This is a genomic window from Streptococcus sp. HMSC10A01 (genome assembly GCF_001807785.1).
Taxonomy (GTDB): Bacteria; Bacillota; Bacilli; order Lactobacillales; family Streptococcaceae; genus Streptococcus; species Streptococcus gordonii.
Genome location: NZ_KV790961.1, coordinates 75,420 through 96,267, shown reverse-complemented (window position 1 = coordinate 96,267; position 20,848 = coordinate 75,420). Strand labels below are relative to the sequence as shown.

Genomic DNA, 20,848 nt, shown 5'->3' with positions numbered 1-20,848 from the left:
CCTCCTAGTTGGATATTCATTTGATTATATCATAATTTTTTTGATAGGAATAGACAGTCTCTTCGTCTATTTTAAAGCATTTAAAATTCCACTCGAACACCATCTCTGTCAACATCTAGTATAAAGACTTCTCCATTATACTTGCATCCCTCAATCCGTGTTTGAATTAATTTGGCCCTATCTTTTGGAGCTAAAATCATAATTGTTGGACCTGCTCCAGATAAATAAGTAGCATAAGCTCCATGTTTTTTAGCCAATTTCTTAATGTTAGGAAATTCTCTGACGAGTTTTTGGCGAAAACGCTCATGGAAGTGATCCGATTCAATGGCTCGGCCTGCCTTGACAAGGTCTCCCTTGAGAAGAGCTGCAATGGCGACATTGGCAATAGAACTAGCTGCTACTGCTTCCTTATAAGAAAATTTAAATGGCAAAACACTGCGACTATCACGTGTCTTCAGTTCGTACTTAGGAACATAAGCAATGAAAGAACACTCTGGAAAGTCTGCCCTAACAGAGGAAACAGCCCCTTTAAAAACACTAGATATGACTAGATTTCCAAAGATAGCTGGAGCTACATTGTCTGGATGACCTTCAATCTTGTTTGCCCAATCCAGCTTTTCATCATCCGTTAAATCCAGTTTTCCTAATTGGTTAGCCAATTCAATACCAGCCACGATAACTGAGCTAGATGACCCCAGACCACGTGCCAAAGGAATATCGCTGGTCATCTTCAAACGGTAAGGCTGAAGATTTGGTGCCAGTTGCAAGGCTACTTTGATTAGCAAGTTTCGTTTATCCTTGGGAATTCTTGGATTTAAGTCATGTTCGATTAGCCACTCATCTCTTTCCTCCAGAACCTCAATGGTCAAATACTTGCTGACAGCCACACCAACTGAATCGAAGCCTGGACCAATATTAGCACTGGTAGCGGGTACAATAATCTTCATCTTAATCTCCTAATACTTTGAAGGTGTTGAGCAAATCGAACTCAGCAACTTCTTTAAGCTTAGCAGTGACATTTTCCAGCTGTGTCTTGCTGACAGCATGGGTAATAATCACCACACGAGCCTTCTCACCGTCTGTACCTTCCTGCAGAATCTGCTTAAAGGAAACATCCTCAGCATTGAAAATCTCAGCCAAATGCAGAACTTGGCCTTTAGAATCAGGCGCTAAGATAGAGAAGTAATAGCTACTCTTCACATCTTCTGGCTTAGCCAAGACCAACTCACGGTTAAATTCATTAAATGCCTTGCCAACTGTTCCTTCATTCAAACGACGACTAATCCGAACAATGTCTGCCACGACACTAGTTGCAGTTGGTTTTTGGCCAGCTCCCGGTCCGTAGTACATAGACTCTCCGATACCTATGGACTCAACAAAGACAGCGTTCATCACCCCATTGACACTAGCAAGTGGATGCGCTTTAGGAAGGAATGTTGGAGCTACTTCTGCTGCGATCCCTGATGGCGTCTCTTCGATAGATCCAACTAGTTTAACTACATAGCCCAATTCCTGAGCGACAGCCACATCTTCTGGTGTGATATTTCGAATTCCTTGATGGCCCACATCTTCAAACTTAACATTCATACCAAAGGCGAACTGGCTAAGAATAACCATCTTATAGGCAGCATCAATGCCATCTACGTCATTGGTCGGATCACTTTCAGCATATCCAAGTTTCTGAGCCTCAGCAAGAGCATCTTCATAAGACCAACCCTCTTCTACCATCTTGGTCATCATAAAGTTAGAGGTTCCATTAACCACACCTAGGATACGAGTAATTTTGTCAGAAGCCAATGAATTGACCAAGGTACGCAGGATCGGAATACCGCCAGCAACAGCTGCTTCATAGTAGAGAGCCACGTTTTGTTTTTGAGCAATTTCCAACAGCTCAGCTCCGTGAACTGCCAACAAGTCCTTATTGGCCGTCACCACATGTTTGCCAGCTTCAAGAGCACGAGTGATAAAGGTTTTCGCTGGCTCAATCCGTCCCATCAACTCTACAACGATTGTAATCTCAGGATCATTCAGGATTTCTTCAACATTTGTAACAAAATTAAAGTCATTTCCTGCTGCCAAAAGACGCTCTTTTTCAGCATCATCCTTAACCAAGACTTTAGCAACATCAATCTCTGAATGGGCTGCTTGAACGATTTTCTCTCCGTTTTCCTTCAGTAGAAATGGCACACCACTGGCCACTGTTCCAAAACCAAGTAAAGCTATTTTAATAGACATGAAGCACTCCTCAAATTTTTTCTGTATAAAGTCTATTATATCAGAATTTAGCACAAAATTCATACTATTCCTCTCTAGATTTGATATAATAAAAGCAAATATCTAGCCAAGGAGAAATTATGACTTATCCTAATCGCAATCGTTCTGCAGAAAAAAAGGCTCGAAAGAAAAGAGATATCTTACTTCTGTTGAACCTCATTCTTCTCATCTTTATCGTTACTGGTGGTATTTTCCTTTGGAAAGAATACAGTAATAGTCAGCAAGAAGCAAGCAAGCCTGAAGCTAGCCAAGTTAGTAAAGCAAGCCCTTCAGAAGAGGCGAGCCAGCCCTCCTCCACTAGTCAAAAGAAAGAAGAAATCAAATGGGTCAAGCAAGATAAGCCTGTTAAATTGCCCATCTTGATGTATCATGCTATCCATGTCATGGACCCGTCTGAAGCCGCTAACTCTGGACTAATTGTTGATCCGGAAACTTTTGAAAGCCACTTAAAGGCCTTGAAAGAAGCAGGATACTACACTCTTTCTCCTGCTGAAGCTTATAAGGCCTTAACTGAAAATGTCCTCCCAGAGAATAAGAAGGTCGTTTGGTTAACTTTTGATGATAGTCTTAAGGACTTCTATACTCAAGCTTATCCTATCCTACAAAAATACCAAATGAAGGCCACTAACAATGTCATTACAGGTTTTGTTCAAGCAGGTCGCGAAGATATTCTAACACTTGATGAGATCAAAGAAATGAAGAAAAATGGCATGTCCTTTGAAGATCATACCGTGAACCATCCAGATTTATCCGTATCAAGTGCTGATACTCAAAATTCAGAATTACAAGATTCAAAAGAGTATTTAGATCGTAATCTTTCTCAGACAACCACTACCGTAGCTTATCCTTCTGGCCGTTACAGTGAGACAACTCTTCAGCTTGCAGAAAAGTTAGGATATAAAATGGGATTGACGACCAATAATGGCTTGGCTTCTCTCTCAGACGGACTTCTATCACTCAATCGTGTTCGTGTCAATCCAACGACCACTGCACAGAGTCTCCTAGATGAGATAGCAAATTAAAGACCATAACAAAAAGGCTCTCATTCAAGAGCCTTTTTAAATTTATTTGCATAGTGAAAATAAAGAACACCAGAAAGAACCATGATAATAAGGAAAAATCCTAAGGTAATACCATAGACTACTGCTTCTTTTAGATAGAATATCAAGGCATAGGAACCACCAATTGCAGCAATAAAAACAAATAAGATTAGAAAAGCAATCATTGTCTTTAGAGTATTGTTAGATCGGTTGAATAATTCTGTGACATTAGACCAGTTGGTAACCAAGAGACGATTGTCCCGTTGGAAGCCCCAGATACTCCATGCTAAACAATTACTGATCCAGACAAGGACCATAACCAAAAGAGATAACAAATGGGTGCCCAATAATAGGTTGACCACTACAAATATCAAGAGTGGCAAGATTGACTGGATCAAGAAAAGATACCAGAATTTTAAGCGAAGATATGCTTTCATATCAAAGGGAAGTACTTTCAAATAGGAAAAATTCTCGCGCTCCAAGGAAATCCCAATCATAGTTAAGTTGGTCGAACCTGCATTAAAAGTAGCAATGAACACCGTGATCAACATCAATGGTAACAGAAACTTCGGTGTTAAGTACGGGCTAAGCTCAAATCCTCCTCCCTGAATAAAGCCCATTAGTCCAGGAAGTATGAAGAGATAAGGCATAACACTAGACATAAAGACTGATTGAAGAAAAACAGAACCGTCACTGATCAAGCTAAGCTGATAGCTCCAAACAAAGCGAGGGAATGACTTCTGATTTCCAAGTTGAAATTTACGAACACGTTGTTTCTTATTAACAGTCTCAGAAGTTTTCAAAGCCGCTTCATAAAACTCTGGTAGAACCTTCCATTTTACGATTGAAAATAGAAGCGCGGCAACCAAGGCCCAGGCACCAATTCCAATAAGAGATTGGGGCGCAAAAGGAGTAACACCAAAATAATAAAAGGCTTCCATCGGTGGCAAATAGCTACCAGTATCTTTAAGAAGTAATTCTCTATTTTGAGTATTGACCAAAATAATTGATCCAAAAATCAAGAGATTGGTCACTCCCAAAAGAATATTAGAGGCTACTTGCTTATGCTGACGGAAGACAGAAGTTTTAGTAATAAAATGAACAGCTGTCAAAATCCCGAAAGCCAGAACAGATCCCAAAACCACTAGCGAAATCAGAACGATTGGAATAGCCAGCCAAAAAGGATTCCCACTTTGAATCTGAAGATTTATGAAATAAGCTAAAATCGGAAGAGCTCCAAGCAAAACCGTCAGAACAACAGAGATACTCTTCCCAATCATGATTTCTGCTTCACTAAAAGCATAGGGTCGATAAGACTGCAAGTCCTTACTTTCATAGAAAACGTTATAGAAAGATAAGAACCCCTGTGATAGAACCATCAGACTAAAAATAGATACCATATTGGTAAAGATTCCTGGATGGTCTACTAAAGGATAAAAGGCACTCATCACTCCAAAGATAAGAAGATAAAGTAAACTTGTAAACAAGTGGGTCATAATCAACTGTCTAGAAACATTGATTTTCTTGTCCGGCTTTTTTGCTTGCTTCTGACGAAAGCGTGTGAGACTTGACGGGGGTGTTGTATAAATAATATTCGTCCGAATTAAACTTTTTAAGGCTTTAAAGCGCATCGTGGACCACCTCTTCTTTCCGTCCAGCCAAGCCCAGATAAATAGTCTCTAGACTTTGCTCAGGGTGTTGGGACTTGAGTTCTTCGATCGTTCCATAAAAAATTAACTCTCCTTTTTTCAAGATGGCCAAACGATCACAGAGTTGCTCAGCTACTTCTAGGACATGGGTTGAAAAGATAACAGTATTTCCCTTATCTGCATGCTCCCGCATCATGTTCTTAAGATCAAATGCCGCTTGAGGATCCAAACCTGTCAAGGGCTCGTCCAATACCCAGATATCCGGGTCAGAAAGTAGAGCACCAATGACGAAAACTTTTTGACGCATACCATGTGAGAAGGATTCGATGACCTCATATCGATGATCTGCAAAATCAAATGTTTCCAACAAGTACTGTAATCGTTCCTCACAGTCAGCTTCATTCATATCGTAAGATGTAGCTACTAACTCCCAGAATTCATTAGCTGTTAGACGAAGAAAGAGGTCTGGTGAGTCGGCGACATAACCAATTTTTTTCTTGATGGCCAGTCGGTTAGCAGACAACTCTTGTCCGTCAACAATGATTTGACCACTCGTTGGATTAATGACACTGACTAGTGACTTGATTGTCGTTGATTTTCCTGCACCATTATGACCAATCAGACCGACAATTTCACCATTTTGAATGGTCAAGTTTAGATTCCTAAGGGCCAGATGGCCATCATAATCTTTGGTTACATTTTTAAATTCAATCATCAGAGTTCCTCCGCTCTTATTTATAATATATTTATTATATATCTTTTAAAATTGTTTGTCTCTCTTATAACGATAATGTTCGTTTTTTCCTCTATTACACAATGAAAAGGCTGAATTAGTTCCTTTTGACTTCGTCAAGGTGTTCTAAAAGATAGAGAAAGAAAGCTGGTATGGTATCTAACATATCTTCCTCATAGACCCGTTCTGTCAACTGGTGTAAGTCCTTGCCCCAAGGCCCCAAATTTACAGCAGCAACATTAATACTAGCAATTTTTTCCAAATCAAGCGGGTAAATCTCTTTTGAGACTGCCATACTGTTCAGAAGAGATTGATAGTCACTCAAAGGCTTCTCCAAAGCACAGTAACTCATATCACAAATGCCCATGAAAAACTCTTCAACTTTCAACTGGTAACTCCCCTTATTTGCTAAATAATTCTGATAGAAAGAAATGAATCGATCCATGTCAAGATCCTGTTCTTGAAGTCGTCTGCTATTCATTGTTGGGTAATAAGGTGGAGCAACGGCAAGTACAGCCAAGGCTTCTTTCTTATCGTAAAAATCAAGAACTTTTTGAACATTGGACAGAGTAACTTCTTGATAGGACAAGCCCTTTTGTAATTCTACTTTAGCTTCCTGATTGACCCCTTCCATAAAGTCTTTAAAACCAGCCTTCTTTTGGCATTCTTCTAACAAGTCTTGATAGGTTAGCACCCTTGGCTTAGCCATTGATTTGCTTTCCTGATATTGATCCTGCAATTTGGTATACTTATCATAAAATTCGTCTAGTGCTTCTTGCATCAGTCCTTGGATCAGATTCAACAAGTCTTGAGGACTTTTATCCAGATACAGAAGACTAAAATATCCAGCTGCACGTAGGACCGTTGACACATCATATTGCTCTTTTAGGTCTCTCATAAATGACCAAGAAGGTAAGGGGGACTGTTCTCCATAAGCTGCATCAGATAGCAAAGGATTTAAGTCTATTTTTTCAACAATTTTAGCTAAAAGAGAAATCGCATTCACACCTTTTAATGGTTCTTTCATATGAGAAAGCAAACCCTGGGTCACGATCAAGGGCATCAATTTCCCAACTGTCCCAACATGCAGGACCTTTTCTGATTCAGATGTACTTTCAAAAGGTTCCGAATCAATAGCAAGAATGTAATTAAGATCAAAGCGCTCTTTTAAATCATAGAGCAAGCCAACAGCTGCCCTCATCCCTTGAGAATACGCTTCCTCATCGCCAACAGACAAATAAAGCAAGTTTGCTTGGCCTGTGGAGACAGACGAGTATTCCTCTAAGACCCCCAACTGCAGGGCTAGGGCTGCCTTCATATCACAGGAACCTCTACCAAATTGCCAGTCTCCTGAAACGATATCAGCCAGGACATCCTGATGTATAGACTCTTCCTTTAGCTTTTCTTTCAGTGCCTGATTATCAAAAGCCAAGTCTTTCAACGAACCAAAGTCTTCCGTATCCACTGTATCGTGATGATGGAAAAGTATGACTGTATCAGCCGAATCACGACGCACCAAGGCCCAATTAATACTACGCCCCAAACCATCCTCAGGAATCGGACAAGAGCCAAAAAGTTCTGGATGAGTTTGAAAATAAGGGATTTGTCCTATATAGTTCATCAAAAAATTTTCGATATCCCGTTCGAAAGCAGTGTGAGTAAAGCTTTTAATGGCCATACTTTTTTGAAATATATCAGCTATTCTTTCCTTCATTTTCTTCACCTGAACAGAGAACCTGTCTTTCTTCTATTTTGCCTATATTGTAGCACTCAGACTTTCAATTAACAAGGAAAAATAGGTATTATTTTAAACAAAAATAAAAAATTACGCAACCTAAAAGTATCAGACTAAGGAGAGATTTATCATCAGTATTTCATCTTCTTAAATCGACCAACTAGAAAAGCTACTAGCTCTTTTTCTATCCCACAACTCTAAATTAAAAGGACAATCAAATCTGAATACGTCACGAATCTATCATAACTACTCACATTTTTGTTAACTCGCTGGCTTTTCCTCTACCATCCAATCCAACTTTTCCAAGGATAAAATAGTTTTCTTAGAAAGAAATGAAAGATGCCTAATTCTGTGATCTAGATAAAAGAAAAATAGATCTTAGCTCGAGTCTTTGAATTGAAAAGCCCCTCTCCTTCAAAAGGAGAGGGGAATAACATTTCTTCTGAACTTAAATATTTCTGTCTTTAGTCTTGGTATAATTCCTTAACAGCTTGGATATCTATTGGCTGTATACTATAGAAAGATCCTGCTGACTGCATGACAGACTCCGACTCATTATGGTCCAGCCCAATGGCATGGCCCAACTCATGAGCTGCTGTGTTCACAATCCTTTCATGAGAATATCCGTAGTAGCTGTTCAAAAGATAATAAGCATTCAAACGAACAGTTACTTTAGTAAAACGCTTGGTCAAGACATTTGTCTGAGACTCAGCTTCTCCAGCTGCCGTAATAGTACTATCATTCATTTCAGTAGCGATGATATTAGCTTGGCTTTTATCCTCTACAAGTTGAAAAGTAAAGGCTCCTGTTGCATTCCAAGACTTCATCGCCTCCTGATAAGCTGCTCGAAAAGTAGGATTTTCCGTCTCAATATAAACTGTCGCTCTAGCAGTTTCCCAACGTGCTCCATCCGAACTCGCTACATGTTCATCAGTTAAATGCTCTCCCAGATTCTGAACATTTTGACCAAGGCCAGTGTGAATACCTTGTTGATCTAAAAAAGTATCTAACTGATTAACCGCTGTCTGTACAGCCTGTCTTATAGCCGGTAGTCCAGTTTGACTAGGATTCGTTAAATAGAGAACGCTCACTAAGATAATAAAAGCTACGATTCCTGCCCATACAAGGCGCCAGAACATTCGCCATATAAAATGAAAAAGGTTTAAAAGAAATCTCATTCTCGCCTCCTCTCACTCCTAGATAGAAACAGATTATAAAAGACCTTGCTTAAAGTTTTCTAAAGATACAAATAGAAGAAAGTGGATTTCACTAGATAAATCAACGACTTCTACCCACTTTCTACTCGTCTCTAATTTTATGACAAACGCTCTTCTGGCTTATAGTCAATCGGCAACCACTCTAAGAGATATTCCAGTTGCTTTTCCCAATAATACCATTCATGCTTACCAGGACTATGTTTGTAATCCAGTTTTAAGCCAAGTTTCTTCAACTCTTTGACAGCTACTTGGTTAGCCTTATAGAGAAAATCTTGCTCTCCACACCAAGCATAAAACTTAGTTTTCTTGTCTGACTCTGCTACCATACTTGTTAAAAAGTGTTGCTTCATATCAGGAGAATCCAAGTTGCCAAAGACCCCTTCCCAGTAAGCACGATTGTCACCAGGAAGATCATCAAGACTAGTCCCATCAATTCCTAAACCAAGAGCACCAGAAAAGGAAGCTGCATAAGAAAAACGATTGGTTTTCAAAGCAATTTTATAGGCTCCGTATCCTCCCATCGAAAGCCCCGCAATAAAAGTTTTCTCCCGCTTACGGCTCATATTTGGAAAGAAACGCTGTAAGACCTCGGGCAACTCTTTAACTATGGCGTCATAATAACGGTGCCCGTAGTTTGTATTTGTATACCAGGCCAAGTCAGTTGAGGGCATCACAACAATCAAATTCGTGTGTCTCAACAAACGTTCAATATTGGTTCTCTTACGCCAGGAATTTTCATTCCCCCCCATCCCGTGCAGAAGATATAAAACTGGAATATCTTTATCTTCTACTAGGACTGGATCAATCTCACTGGCATCTGGATAGATAACATTGACATGTCTTTCCATTTCTAAAACTTTGGAATTATATTCAATTTCAAGAAAAGCCATCTTAGTCTCCTATTCTATGATTTAAAAACAGCCTAAAGGCTGTTATTCATTTATTTTACTTCCATCACTACTGGTAAAATAGCCGGGCGACGTTTGGTCTGTTCGAAGAGATATTTTGAAAGTACATCGCGAACGTTTCCTTTTAGTTCACTCCAATCAAATTCATCTTTTGCTAGATAGTCCTCAACTGTTTTATTAATTAATTCGGCACTTTCTATCAAAATATCACGGCTCTTTTTGATATAAATAAAACCACGAGTATGAACTTTAGCCTTGGAAATAATTTTTTTCTCCCGACGATTCACACTGATTGCAACGATAAAGATTCCGTCTTCTGATAAGACCTTGCGGTCTCTGAGGACAATATTGCCAACATCGCCAATAGCATTTCCATCAATAAGGACGTCTCCTGCTGACACTGAGCCAGCTGGAACAAAATCTCCACGGTCATATTCCATAATGGTTCCGCGTTTTGGAATGAAAATCCGCTCAGGTAAGATACCAATTTCCATAGCAGCTCGAGCATGAGCATCCAGCTCGCGGTATTCTCCTTGAATTGGGAAAAGGAATTGAGGCTTCAAAAGATTGAGCAACAATTGTAAATCACGAGCATTTCCATGACCAGATACACGTAAATGCTGGGTAATCAATTTCACGATTCCGCCTGCCTGGTAGATCATATTTTCTACTCGGGCAACAACTGCTTCTTTAGCAATAGATGGTGTCGTTACAATATAAACTAGGTCACCCTCTTTGATTTCCACATAACGGTGACGACCAATTGACATTTTGCGTAAGCCGTTGATAGGTTCACCCATCCGACCTGTCTCCAGAATAATCAGCTCATGGTCTTCGAACTTAGACATTTCTTTTGGCTTGATCAAGAGACGTTCATCTGCTAAAGAAAGCTTCTTCAAACGAATGGCTGTGCGGACAATGTTCTCAACATCAAAACCTGTCAAGACAACACGCCGTCCAGTATCAGCTGCAGCATCAAAGACCTGCTGAATCCGAGAAAGGTTGCTGGCTACTGCAGCCACAATTACACGGCCATCCCAGTCGCCAATAGTGTGCATAATTTCATCGCCCACTTCACTTTCGCTTGCTACTTGAACATTACTGTCTGCATTAGCAGAATCACTAAGGAGAGCTAATACACCTTCCCGTCCAATCTCAGCCAAGCGTCCAAAATCAGTCGCATAAGACTGGCTAGCTGATTGGTCAAACTTGAAATCGCCTGTGTAAACAATATTTCCTTCATCAGTCTTTATCACAATACCCAAGCTCTCTGGTATCGAGTGAGTCGTTCTAAAGAAGGAAACAACCACATTTCCAAACTCAATTTCTGTATTTTCATCAATCACATGAAAGTCATTAAATCTCTTAACAACATCATTATTTTTAACAAAAAGTTTAGCCAGCTCAATAGTCAGTTCTGAACCGAATACAGGCACCTTGGTTTCCGCCAAAAGATAAGGCAAAGCTCCAATAGCATCCGCGTGACCATGGGTCAGGAAGACACCTGCAATTCTATCGCTATTTTCAAAGAGGTAATCCATGTTAGGAATCACCACATCGACACCTAACTGCTCATTTTCTGGATATTTTAGACCTGCGTCCAAAACAAAAATTGATTCATCCACCTCGGCGATATAGAGATTTTTACCATTCTCTCTGACACCACCTAAAGCGATGATTTTCACTTTACTCATTAATTTTGTATCCTTCCATACATTTATATTTTATTACTAACGGTCCTTGGAATCCAAGTCGAATTACAGTCTTGCAACTTTCGCTGCATATCCCCTATATTATACAACTTTTTCACTCTTTTTTCAAAAATGAGGTTAGTCTACTGCAAACAAAAAAGATAGAATTTCTATCTTTCTTGCTTTAATAATCGTAATTTTCCTTTACAGCGACCACAACAGTATTTCTTAAGATCAATCCGTCTTTGTCGATAAAAATCTGCACGGCATTGCTGGCATTGGTAATGTAATTTGCCTTCTGGACTAGAAATACTAGGTGTATAGCGCAAGCCTCCTACCTGTTTAAGCAGTTCCTTAAAATCTCTATCCTTATGACGATACCCCTTGCCCTGATAATAGAGATGATAATGAGCTAGCTCATGGCGGACAATCTTTCGAAAGGTCTCCAGTCCAAAAGTTTCATAGATTTTAGGATTGAAATCCAGATGACCATCTTTGGGAAAGAAGCGCCCACCAGTCGTCCGAAGATGCTTATTCCAAAAAGCTTGATGGCGGAATTCCCAACCGAAATCTTCCAGCGAAACCTGCTTGACATAGTTAGTTAGATTCATTTGGTGCTACCAGAGAAAGGTTGACCTTCTCCCGTTCCACATCTAGCTTATCCACCCAAACAGTGACCAAATCACCAACAGACAGGACTTGACTTGGATGCTTAACAAAGTTTTTACTGATCTTAGAAATATGGATGAGACCATCTTCGTGGATACCAATATCCACAAAAGCTCCGAAATCGACGACATTCCGTACGACACCTTCCAGCTTTTGACCGATGCGCAGGTCCTTGATATCCAAGACATCCTGCCGCAGAACTGGCGCGTCAAAGGAATCACGCAAATCTCGGCCAGGCTTGAGCAAATCCGCAATAATATCTTTGAGGGTTTCTTCTCCCAAGCCTAGCTCTGCAGCCAAACTAGCAGTCTGAACAGCCTTTAATTTAGCTTGAGCCACTTCATCCAAACTACTGATTTCCAGACTCTTAAAGAGCTCCTCCACTGCCTTATAAGACTCTGGGTGAACGCCCGTATTGTCTAGCAGGTTCTCACTTTCGGGAATACGCAGGAAGCCTGCTGCCTGTTCAAAGGCTTTTGCGCCCAGACGTGGCACTTTCTTGATAGCTTCGCGAGACCGAATCAAGCCTTCCGTTTCGCGATATTTGACAATATTTTCTGAGATAGTTTTATTGAGACCAGCTACATGGGCCAGCAGTGCAGGACTTGCGGTGTTGATATTGACTCCTACTTGGTTAACCACGGTATCAACGACAAAGTCCAGACTTTCAGACAGTTTTTTCTGGCTGACATCATGCTGGTACTGGCCAACCCCGATAGACTTAGGATCAATCTTGACCAGCTCAGCCAAAGGATCCTGCAGACGGCGGGCAATGGAAATAGCTGAACGCTTTTCAACCGTCAAATCTGGAAACTCATGACGAGCCAGTTCACTAGCAGAGTAGACAGATGCTCCGCTTTCATTAACGATGACATAGCTGACGTTTGGATGAGATTTCAAAACTTCTGCTACAAAGGCTTCGCTTTCTCGGCTGGCAGTTCCATTTCCGATGGCAATGATTTCCACGCCAAACTGCTCAATCAGCTCTGATAACTCCTTCTTAGAAGCTTCAATCTGAGCTGGCTTTGCTGGCGCTACTGGATAGATAACATGAGTCGTCAACATCTTACCTGTCGCATCCACAACAGCCAGCTTAGCCCCTGTCCGAAAGGCTGGGTCAAAGCCCAGTACCACGCGACCTTTGAGAGGGGCAATCAGGAGAAGATGACGGAGGTTATCTGAGAAGAGCTGAATCGCTCCATCCTCAGCAGCCTCAGTCAGCTCAGTCCGAATACGACGCTCCATAGCTGGAATGATTTTCTTTTTAACTGCTTGCTGGACAGCTTCAATAATATAGGCATTTTTCACCTTGAAACGTACTTCAAAGAAGCGCAAAATTTTCTCAAGATTGTGCTCAAAACCGACCTTTAGAACACCTAGCTTCTCACCACGGTTGAGAGCCAGTGTCCGGTAGCCCTGCATGGTCGCTACTTTTTCAGAAAAATCATAATAAATCTGGAAGACTTGCTTTTCATCCAAATCACCGTCTTTGAGACTGGATACGATAGAAGAATTAGTCTGCATCTCGTGGTAGGTCCAAGCCCGCAGCTTGGTATCTTCAGAAATCGCCTCAGTCAGAATATCCACTGCTCCAGCTAGAGTAGCTTCTGCTGTTGGAAAGGCTTCACTAATCAGTTTCTCAGCTTCTTCCTGCAGATTAGCCGCATCCTGAAGGATTAAACGAGCCAAAGGAAAGAGACCTGCTTCACGCGCAATAGTAGCCTTGGTACGGCGCTTCTCCTTGTAGGGCAGATAGAGTTCTTCCACATCAGCCAGCTTTTCAGCAGCCTCAATCTCAGAGCGAAGAGCATCCGTTAGTTTGCCCTGCTCCTCAATCTTAGCCAAGACCGTTGCTTTACGCTCTGCCAAGGCAGTCATACTCTTATCTAAGTCAATGATTGCCTTAATCTCGACCTCATCTAGATTTCCCGTCATTTCCTTACGGTAACGAGCAATAAAAGGAATTGTATTTCCCTCAGCAGTCAGATCTAGGACCTGTGATACTTGGCTTTCTTTAAGGCCAAATTTCTGGGCAATTTTTTCAATATTTATATTTTCCATAACGTTTCTATTATACCACAAGATTGATCTTAAAAATTCAGAAAGTCAAACTTCTATTATTCTTTTATAACTCTAAGTTCTCATTAGAAACTAGGTCCTATGTCTCAAAATATCATTTTTTCCTTTTTGGTAGTATAATAGAATTATTATTTTAGAAATGAGGTGGCCCTATGGCTGTAAAATATAATAGAACAGATGATTTAGATAAGATGTTCGAGGAATTTGCAACCCTTCCTAAGCTAGAAAAAGTAGAATTCCCTGATGATAAAAAGAAAAAAGAAACAGAAGAAAAGGCTAAAAAAGCATGAGTCTCTTTTCAAATCTGCCTGCTAGCGTTTTACAGGCTGGTGCTATCTTTCTCTCTATCATCATTGAAGCCCTACCTTTTGTTTTGATTGGAAGTATTATTTCTGGCTTTATTGAAGTTTACGTCACTCCAGAAAAAGTCTATCACTTCTTACCCAAAAATAAATGGGCTCGGATTTTCTTTGGAAGCTTGATCGGTATTGTCTTTCCCTCCTGTGAGTGCGGAATTGTTCCCATTATTAACCGCTTCTTAGAAAAGAAAGTGCCCAGCTACACAGCTGTTCCTTTTCTAGTGACAGCACCTGTTATCAATCCTATCGTGCTATTTGCGACCTACTCAGCCTTTGGTAATTCCTTCCGAATGGCTCTGCTTCGTGCCTTAGGTTCTATGGTAGTGGCTATTGTTTTAGGGATCTTTTTAGGTTTCTTTGCAGACAGCAATATTCAAAAAGAAAACCGCAAGGCGGTTCATGAGCATGACTTTTCACATCTCAGCAAAGGACAAAAGCTCTTTCAGGTCTTTGTGCAGGCCATTGACGAATTTTTCGATACCGGTCGCTATCTGGTCTTTGGTTGTCTCTTCGCCAGTCTGGTCCAAGTCTATGTGCCAACCAGAATCCTGACTTCTATCAGCTCGACTCCAGCTGTTGCTATTCTTCTGCTCATGATGCTGTCCTTCCTGCTCTCACTTTGTAGCGAAGCTGATGCTTTCATCGGAAGCTCCTTAATTTCGAGCTTCGGCTTATCGCCAGTCCTAGCTTTCTTGGTCATTGGGCCTATGCTTGATGTCAAGAATCTACTGATGATGAAAAACTACTTTAAGACACGCTTTATCTGGCAATTTATCAGTCTAGTTACTATTGTAGTCTTTCTTTATTCTTGGCTTGTGGGGGTGGTTCTATGATTCGATTTTTAATCCTAGTTGGTTACTTTGAGATCACCATGTATCTGCAACTGACAGGCAAGCTTAATCAATATATCAATCTCCACTATTCCTATCTGGCATACTTGTCTATGATTCTGTCATTTATTCTGGCAGTGGTTCAACTCATCGTCTGGATGAAGAAGATGGAGGTTCACAGTCATTTAAACACTCGCTGGGCAAAACTGGGTAGCATACTGCTCCTTATCATCCCACTCTTTGTAGGAATTTTCTTTCCAACTGTTACCTTGGATTCGACTACAGTTTCTGCTAAAGGTTTTCATTTCCCGCTGGCTGAGGGAACTTCAACTGCTATTCAACAGGACGAAGGAACAACCAGCCAATACCTGAAACCGGATACTAGCACCTACTTTACAAAAGGGGCTTATGAAAAAGAAATGCGGGCAGTTGCCAAGAAATATATCAACAAAAGTACCATTCAGGTCACGACTGAAAATTACATGGAAGTTATGGAAGTTATCTATGATTATCCAGATGAATTTGTTGGTAAAACGCTTGAATTTACCGGTTTTGTCTACAATGACCCTAGCGATCAGAAAAGTCAGTTTCTCTTTCGCTTTGGTATCATCCACTGTATTGCTGACTCTGGAGTCTATGGTCTCTTGACAACTGGAAATACCCAACATTTTGAAGACAATACTTGGATCCATGCTAAAGGAAAGGTTGCTGTCCAATACCATAAGAATTTAGGACAGAGTCTGCCTATCCTAAAGGTCTCCAGTTTTGAAAAGGTAGAAAAACCAGACAATCCTTATGTTTATCGAGTATTTTAGAAGAGTTAGACAAGTAGTCTAACTCTTTTCTTAAACTCAGACAAATTAAATTCTATTCGTAGCGTCATTTACCATTTTTGAGGCATTTGTGATAAAATAGATACATCATTTTAGAAAAAAAGGATATTAGGATGTCATCTAAAGTTATTGTTACAATTTTTGGAGCTAGTGGAGATTTGGCTAAACGTAAGCTCTATCCCTCACTTTTTAGATTATATAAGTCTGGCAACCTTTCTAAGCATTTTGCTGTTATCGGAACAGCTCGCAGGCCATGGAGCAAGGAGTACTTTGAATCAGTTGTCGTTGAGTCTATCGCTGATTTAGCTGATAGTCCTGAGCAAGCACAGGAATTTGCCAGCCACTTCTACTATCAAAGTCATGATGTGCAGGATACCGAACACTACATTGAGCTACGCAAGCTTCAAAACCGACTCAATGAAGAATATCAAGCAGAACACAATAAACTCTTCTTCCTATCCATGGCTCCTCAGTTTTTCGGAACCATTGCCAAACATCTCAAATCTGAAAACATTGTCGATGGCAAAGGATTTGAGCGTTTGATCGTCGAAAAACCTTTTGGAACAGACTTGGAATCAGCTAGCCAACTTAATGATGACTTGTTGGCAACTTTTGATGAAGAGCAAATCTTCCGAATTGACCATTACCTGGGCAAGGAAATGATCCAAAGCATCTTTGCTATTCGTTTTGCCAACTCACTTTTTGAGAATATTTGGAACCGCGACCACATTGACAATGTCCAAATCACCTTCGCCGAAAAACTGGGTGTAGAAGAACGTGGCGGATATTACGATGAATCCGGCGCCCTAAGAGATATGGTCCAAAACCATACCTTGCAATTGCTGTCTCTTCTTGCCATGGATAAACCCAACAGCTTTACAAAAGATGAGATCCGTGCAGAGAAAATCAAGGTTTTTGAACGTTTGACACAACCGAGCCAAGAAGATTTGAAAAAATATTTCATTCGTGGCCAATACAAGTCTGGAAAAGTCAATGGTAAGAAATATATTTCTTATAGAAGTGAACCCAATGTCAATCCAGAATCTATGACTGAAACTTTTGTTTCAGGTGCCTTCTTTGTTGACAGTGACCGCTTCCGTGATGTTCCTTTCTTTTTCCGCACAGGTAAACGTCTAACAGAAAAAGGGACCCATGTTAACATCGTCTTCAAACAAATGGATTCCATTTTTGGTGAAAAACTAGCACCGAATGTTCTGACCATTTATATCCAACCAACAGAAGGTTTCTCCCTCAGTGTTAATGGTAAAGAAGTCGGTGAACTCTTCAGTTTATCCCCTATTTCTTTAGATTATCGTACAGATGCGACTGCTTCTGGAGCTTCACCTGAACCTTACGAAAAATTAATTTTTGATGTACTTAACAATGACTCAACTAACTTTAGTCACTGGGAAGAAGTAAAGGCCAGCTGGAAATTAATTGATCAAATTGAAGAGCTCTGGAGAAACAATCAAGCGCCACTTCATGAATATGCAGTTGGAACAATGGGACCAGCTGCTTCAGCAGAATTATTGGCTCAGTTTGGAGCTGAATGGCAATGGAACCCTCAAAATTAAAGATAGAAAAAGAAATCCAAGGAATATGGATTTCTTTTTCTATCTTTAAAGCAGTCCTTCTAGAAGGCCACGCATGAAATTCTCTGAATTGAACTCCCCAATATCATCAATCTTCTCACCAAATCCAATCAATTTAACTGGGATATCCAATTCCTGGCGAATAGCGAGAACAACTCCCCCACGCGCTGTTCCATCAATTTTAGTCAGAACAATTCCTGTAACTGGAGTAATCTTTGAAAATTCCTTGGCTTGAACGAGGGCATTTTGTCCTGTTGAAGCATCTAAAGCCAGGAAAGTCTCGTGAGGAGCATCTGGATTGACTCGCTTAATAATCCGGCCAATCTTTTCCAATTCAGCCATGAGATTATCTTTATTTTGCAAGCGACCAGCAGTATCAATCATCAGAATATCGACGTTTTCAGCTTGGGCGCGCTCCATACCGTCAAAAACAACACTGGCTGGATCACACTTTTCTGGACCAGTCACGACAGGTACATCAACACGTTTCCCCCACTCCGCTAACTGGGCTACTGCTCCAGCCCGGAAGGTGTCTGCTGCTACCAACATAACCTTCTTGCCTTCTTGCTTGTACTTGTAGGCCAACTTACCGATAGATGTAGTTTTCCCAACACCATTGACACCGACAAAAAGCATGACTGTCAAACCATCTTGGAAATTAATTTTCTCATTGTAACGACCATCTTTTTCGTAGATATCAACTAGCTTTTCTATGATAACCTTTCGTAAAGCATCAGGTTTCTTAGCATTTTCCAATCTAGCCTCATAGCGTAGCTCTTCTGCCAAATTAGAGGCCACTTGCACACCAACGTCACTGGTAATCAACAGCTCTTCCAAATCTTCAAAGAAGTCTTCGTCGACAGTACGGAAATTAGCAAAGAAAGCATTGAGCTTAGCTCCAAATCCTGTCCGAGTTTTTTTCAAACTACGGTCATACTTTTCTTGAACAGTTTCAGTATGACCTTCTTCCTGGTCTGACTTTGTAACTTCAGCCTCTTCACTTGTATCTAGACCTTGCTCCGCTTCATCTGGTAAATCTTGCTTCTCTTCCTCAACAGCTTCTGCTTGATTTGAGTCTTTCGCATCTTCATCAGCCTGACCTGGTTCATCGACGGTTAGAGGGCCTTGGTCTTCTAACTTGCTATCTTCAAGTGCTGGTGTTTCTGAGTCACGTTCTAATTGATCTGCTTCAGACTCTTCTTGGACTGAGGCTGGTTCTTCAGCAAGCTCTTCTTCACTTGAATTGTCTATTTGAGCTTCTTCAGACTTTTCAGCAATGCTTACACTCTCTTCAGTCTCTTCTTGCTGGAGTTCATCCGCTTCTTGATCCTCGAATATATTTTGAGTCTTGTCTTCTATGACCTCATTTAAGACCTGGTCTTCTGCTAAGCGCTCTTCTAGCTCTTCGTAAAATTCCTGCTTTTCCTCTTCTTCAAAAGGTTGATTCTCCTCTTGTAAACTTACTTCAGCAGCATTTTCTACTTGAGACTGATTTTCATTTTCCAGTTCTTCTATTGCGTCCTCTGTTTCAGAAACTTCCGTCTGAACAGACTCCTCTTCTCGGATGTCTTCTTTTTTTTCTTTTTTTCTGCCAAAAAGGCGATCAAATAAGCCCATGGTCTGTCCTCCTTTTCTCTATAAAATATAGTTTTCAATCGCCCAAGCGACTGCGTCTTCATCGTTGGTCAGCGGAGCAACTACCTTGGCTACTGCTTTGATTTCTTCCGTTGCATTCCCCATGGCCACACCAAGTCCTGCCCACTCAATCATGGAACGGTCATTTCCTTCATCTCCACAAGCCATGATCTGACTGGAATCTAAACTAAGATGCTGGCTTAATTTTGCTAAACCAGTTGCTTTATGAACATTTTTCGGAGACCACTCTAACAGCATATCTCGAGATTTAAAAATTTCATATCGCTCAAATAGATCAGGTGAAATCTGAGGCAGTGCCTTATCAATGCTGGATGGATCAAAGGCTGTCACACATTTATTGTAGGTCTGTTCCTCAAATAGATCGTTTAGCGATACGTGTTCAAACTGGAGATAAGGATTGGCTTGGGCATAGAGGGATTTCTGTTCAGATTGCAGCTGATACACAACTCCCTCACTAATAGCATCGAGTGGCAAAGAAAGCTTCTGCGTTTCTTCAAAAATACGAACCACATCAGCATGGGAGAAGACGGTTTTATCTATAATTTCACCAGTATTTCGCTGTACCAAACCACCGTTAAATGTAATAGTATATTCATCCTCTAAACCTGCTGTTCCCAGCTCATCTAGTAAAAACTCCATAGCCTTGAGTGGTCGGCCTGTCGTCAATACAACTTTTACTCCCTTTGCCCTGGCTGCTGCTAGAGCCTTTATATTCCTCTGAGAAATCTTCTTGTCAGAAGTCAACAGGGTTCCATCTAAATCAAGCGCAATCAGTTTAATAGCTGTCATACTAGTTTCTCCATATAGGCAATTACAGACTGATCTTTGTGAGAGCCAATCACCTCAGTTGCTAATTCTAAAATCTCTGGGCGGGCATTCTCTGGTGCAATCGGATGGCCAACAACCTGCATCATATGAAGGTCATTAAGATTGTCACCAAAAGCCATGACTTGGCCCATTTCCAAACCAAGTTTCTTGGCTAATTCGACAATCGCAACCCCCTTATCCACATAATCAAGAACAATATCAATAGATTCATAGCCCGTTGTCATCGCTTTGACTCCAGGAACATTTTCATTGACCCAAGCTTCTCCTTCAGCTATAGTTTCAGGTGTGAAATTAGTCGTGAATTTGAAAATCTCATCATCAATATCAGCTAAACTAGCCACCTTTACAATATTTTCATTGTAGTGAGCTGAAAAATGTAGATAGGTCGGATCTACACTGTCTAAAACATAGCAAGCTTTTTTACCTGTTAGCAAGAGCTTACCAGTATTTACATATGGAGACTCCTTTAACTTTTCAAAAGTATCTAAATAAAAATCTCGGCTCATCGTAGCCTCATATAAATCCTGCCCATGGAATTCAACTAGACTGCCGTTTTCAGCAATGAAAATAATCTCATTACGAACTTCGGCAAACAGCTTCTCCAGAGACAGAATCCCTCGGCCACTAGCTACCGCAAAATAGAGACCTTTCTCTTTGAATTTGACTAAAAGACTTTTCAGACGTTCCATGTCAAATTGCCCTTGACCATCTAAAAAGGTACCATCCATATCGGTTGCAACTAGTTTAATATCCAT

Annotated in this window: 18 protein-coding genes; 5 read left to right on the top strand and 13 right to left on the bottom strand. The window is 40.7% G+C overall.

Features of this window, described 5'->3' with window-relative positions; all coding sequences use genetic code 11:
- Positions 1-80: 80 nt before the first annotated feature.
- Both thrB and HMPREF3108_RS00450 read right to left on the bottom strand, forming a co-directional pair.
- Positions 81-947: a homoserine kinase gene (gene thrB, locus HMPREF3108_RS00455; protein ID WP_070492858.1), complete on the bottom strand. Its 867-nt coding sequence runs from the start codon at positions 945-947 to the stop codon at positions 81-83.
- 1 nt (position 948) lies between these two features.
- A complete protein-coding gene (locus HMPREF3108_RS00450) occupies positions 949-2,235 on the bottom strand; it encodes a homoserine dehydrogenase (protein ID WP_012000260.1) in 1,287 nt (428 codons plus the stop codon).
- A 119-nt stretch (positions 2,236-2,354) separates the two neighbouring features.
- On the opposite strand from HMPREF3108_RS00450, the gene HMPREF3108_RS00445 reads away from it, so the two are divergent.
- Positions 2,355-3,296, top strand: a complete 942-nt coding sequence (locus tag HMPREF3108_RS00445; RefSeq protein WP_048778575.1) for a polysaccharide deacetylase family protein — start codon at positions 2,355-2,357, stop codon at positions 3,294-3,296.
- 20 nt (positions 3,297-3,316) lie between these two features.
- On the opposite strand, the gene HMPREF3108_RS00440 is transcribed toward HMPREF3108_RS00445, so the two are convergent.
- The 8 genes from HMPREF3108_RS00440 to HMPREF3108_RS00405 form a co-directional block, all read right to left on the bottom strand.
- Positions 3,317-4,945 (bottom strand): hypothetical protein, encoded by a 1,629-nt coding sequence (locus HMPREF3108_RS00440; RefSeq protein WP_060553978.1) that lies wholly within the window; start codon positions 4,943-4,945, stop codon positions 3,317-3,319.
- Entirely contained in the window at positions 4,935-5,678 is a 744-nt protein-coding gene (locus tag HMPREF3108_RS00435) for an ABC transporter ATP-binding protein (RefSeq protein ID WP_060553979.1), read from the bottom strand. Before HMPREF3108_RS00435 ends, HMPREF3108_RS00440 begins: the two co-directional genes overlap by 11 nt.
- A gap of 115 nt (positions 5,679-5,793) precedes the next feature.
- Positions 5,794-7,410, bottom strand: a complete 1,617-nt coding sequence (locus HMPREF3108_RS00430) for a M20/M25/M40 family metallo-hydrolase (RefSeq protein ID WP_070492857.1) — start codon at positions 7,408-7,410, stop codon at positions 5,794-5,796.
- A gap of 485 nt (positions 7,411-7,895) precedes the next feature.
- The gene (locus tag HMPREF3108_RS00425) at positions 7,896-8,609 is read right to left on the bottom strand and encodes a matrixin family metalloprotease (protein ID WP_048778570.1); all 714 of its coding nucleotides are present in this window, start codon (positions 8,607-8,609) and stop codon (positions 7,896-7,898) included.
- Between the two features lie 137 nt (positions 8,610-8,746).
- Positions 8,747-9,538, bottom strand: a complete 792-nt coding sequence (locus HMPREF3108_RS00420) for an alpha/beta hydrolase (protein ID WP_048778568.1) — start codon at positions 9,536-9,538, stop codon at positions 8,747-8,749.
- Positions 9,539-9,588: 50 nt separating this feature from the next.
- A complete protein-coding gene (locus HMPREF3108_RS00415) occupies positions 9,589-11,250 on the bottom strand; it encodes a ribonuclease J (protein ID WP_048778565.1) in 1,662 nt (553 codons plus the stop codon).
- Positions 11,251-11,417: 167 nt separating this feature from the next.
- Positions 11,418-11,858 (bottom strand): SprT family protein, encoded by a 441-nt coding sequence (locus tag HMPREF3108_RS00410; protein WP_048778563.1) that lies wholly within the window; start codon positions 11,856-11,858, stop codon positions 11,418-11,420.
- Complete coding sequence (locus tag HMPREF3108_RS00405) at positions 11,845-13,977, bottom strand: Tex family protein (protein ID WP_048778560.1); 2,133 nt, start codon at positions 13,975-13,977, stop codon at positions 11,845-11,847. The genes HMPREF3108_RS00410 and HMPREF3108_RS00405 overlap by 14 nt, the downstream gene beginning before the upstream one ends.
- 170 nt (positions 13,978-14,147) lie before the next feature.
- Between HMPREF3108_RS00405 and HMPREF3108_RS10575 the strand changes: the two genes are divergently transcribed.
- The 4 genes from HMPREF3108_RS10575 to zwf all read left to right on the top strand — a co-directional run bounded on the left by HMPREF3108_RS10575 (position 14,148) and on the right by zwf (position 17,591).
- Positions 14,148-14,285 (top strand): SPJ_0845 family protein, encoded by a 138-nt coding sequence (locus HMPREF3108_RS10575; RefSeq protein ID WP_020992669.1) that lies wholly within the window; start codon positions 14,148-14,150, stop codon positions 14,283-14,285.
- On the top strand, positions 14,282-15,187 hold the full coding sequence (locus HMPREF3108_RS00400) for a permease (protein WP_048778557.1): 906 nt from the start codon (positions 14,282-14,284) through the stop codon (positions 15,185-15,187). Before HMPREF3108_RS10575 ends, HMPREF3108_RS00400 begins: the two co-directional genes overlap by 4 nt.
- On the top strand, positions 15,184-15,999 hold the full coding sequence (locus HMPREF3108_RS00395) for a TIGR03943 family putative permease subunit (protein WP_048778554.1): 816 nt from the start codon (positions 15,184-15,186) through the stop codon (positions 15,997-15,999). Before HMPREF3108_RS00400 ends, HMPREF3108_RS00395 begins: the two co-directional genes overlap by 4 nt.
- Before the next feature lie 131 nt (positions 16,000-16,130).
- On the top strand, positions 16,131-17,591 hold the full coding sequence (gene zwf / locus HMPREF3108_RS00390) for a glucose-6-phosphate dehydrogenase (RefSeq protein WP_070492855.1): 1,461 nt from the start codon (positions 16,131-16,133) through the stop codon (positions 17,589-17,591).
- 45 nt (positions 17,592-17,636) lie between these two features.
- Here zwf and ftsY read toward each other — a convergent pair whose 3' ends face one another.
- From ftsY to HMPREF3108_RS00375, 3 genes are read right to left on the bottom strand one after another with little or no spacing between them, the layout of a single operon-like run.
- Positions 17,637-19,226 (bottom strand): signal recognition particle-docking protein FtsY, encoded by a 1,590-nt coding sequence (gene ftsY, locus HMPREF3108_RS00385; RefSeq protein WP_061601754.1) that lies wholly within the window; start codon positions 19,224-19,226, stop codon positions 17,637-17,639.
- Between the two features lie 18 nt (positions 19,227-19,244).
- Complete coding sequence (locus tag HMPREF3108_RS00380) at positions 19,245-20,054, bottom strand: Cof-type HAD-IIB family hydrolase (RefSeq protein WP_061601753.1); 810 nt, start codon at positions 20,052-20,054, stop codon at positions 19,245-19,247.
- Positions 20,051-20,848 carry a Cof-type HAD-IIB family hydrolase gene (locus HMPREF3108_RS00375; RefSeq protein ID WP_061583524.1) on the bottom strand — a complete coding sequence of 266 codons (798 nt, stop codon included), beginning with the start codon at positions 20,846-20,848 and terminating at the stop codon, positions 20,051-20,053. The genes HMPREF3108_RS00380 and HMPREF3108_RS00375 overlap by 4 nt, the downstream gene beginning before the upstream one ends.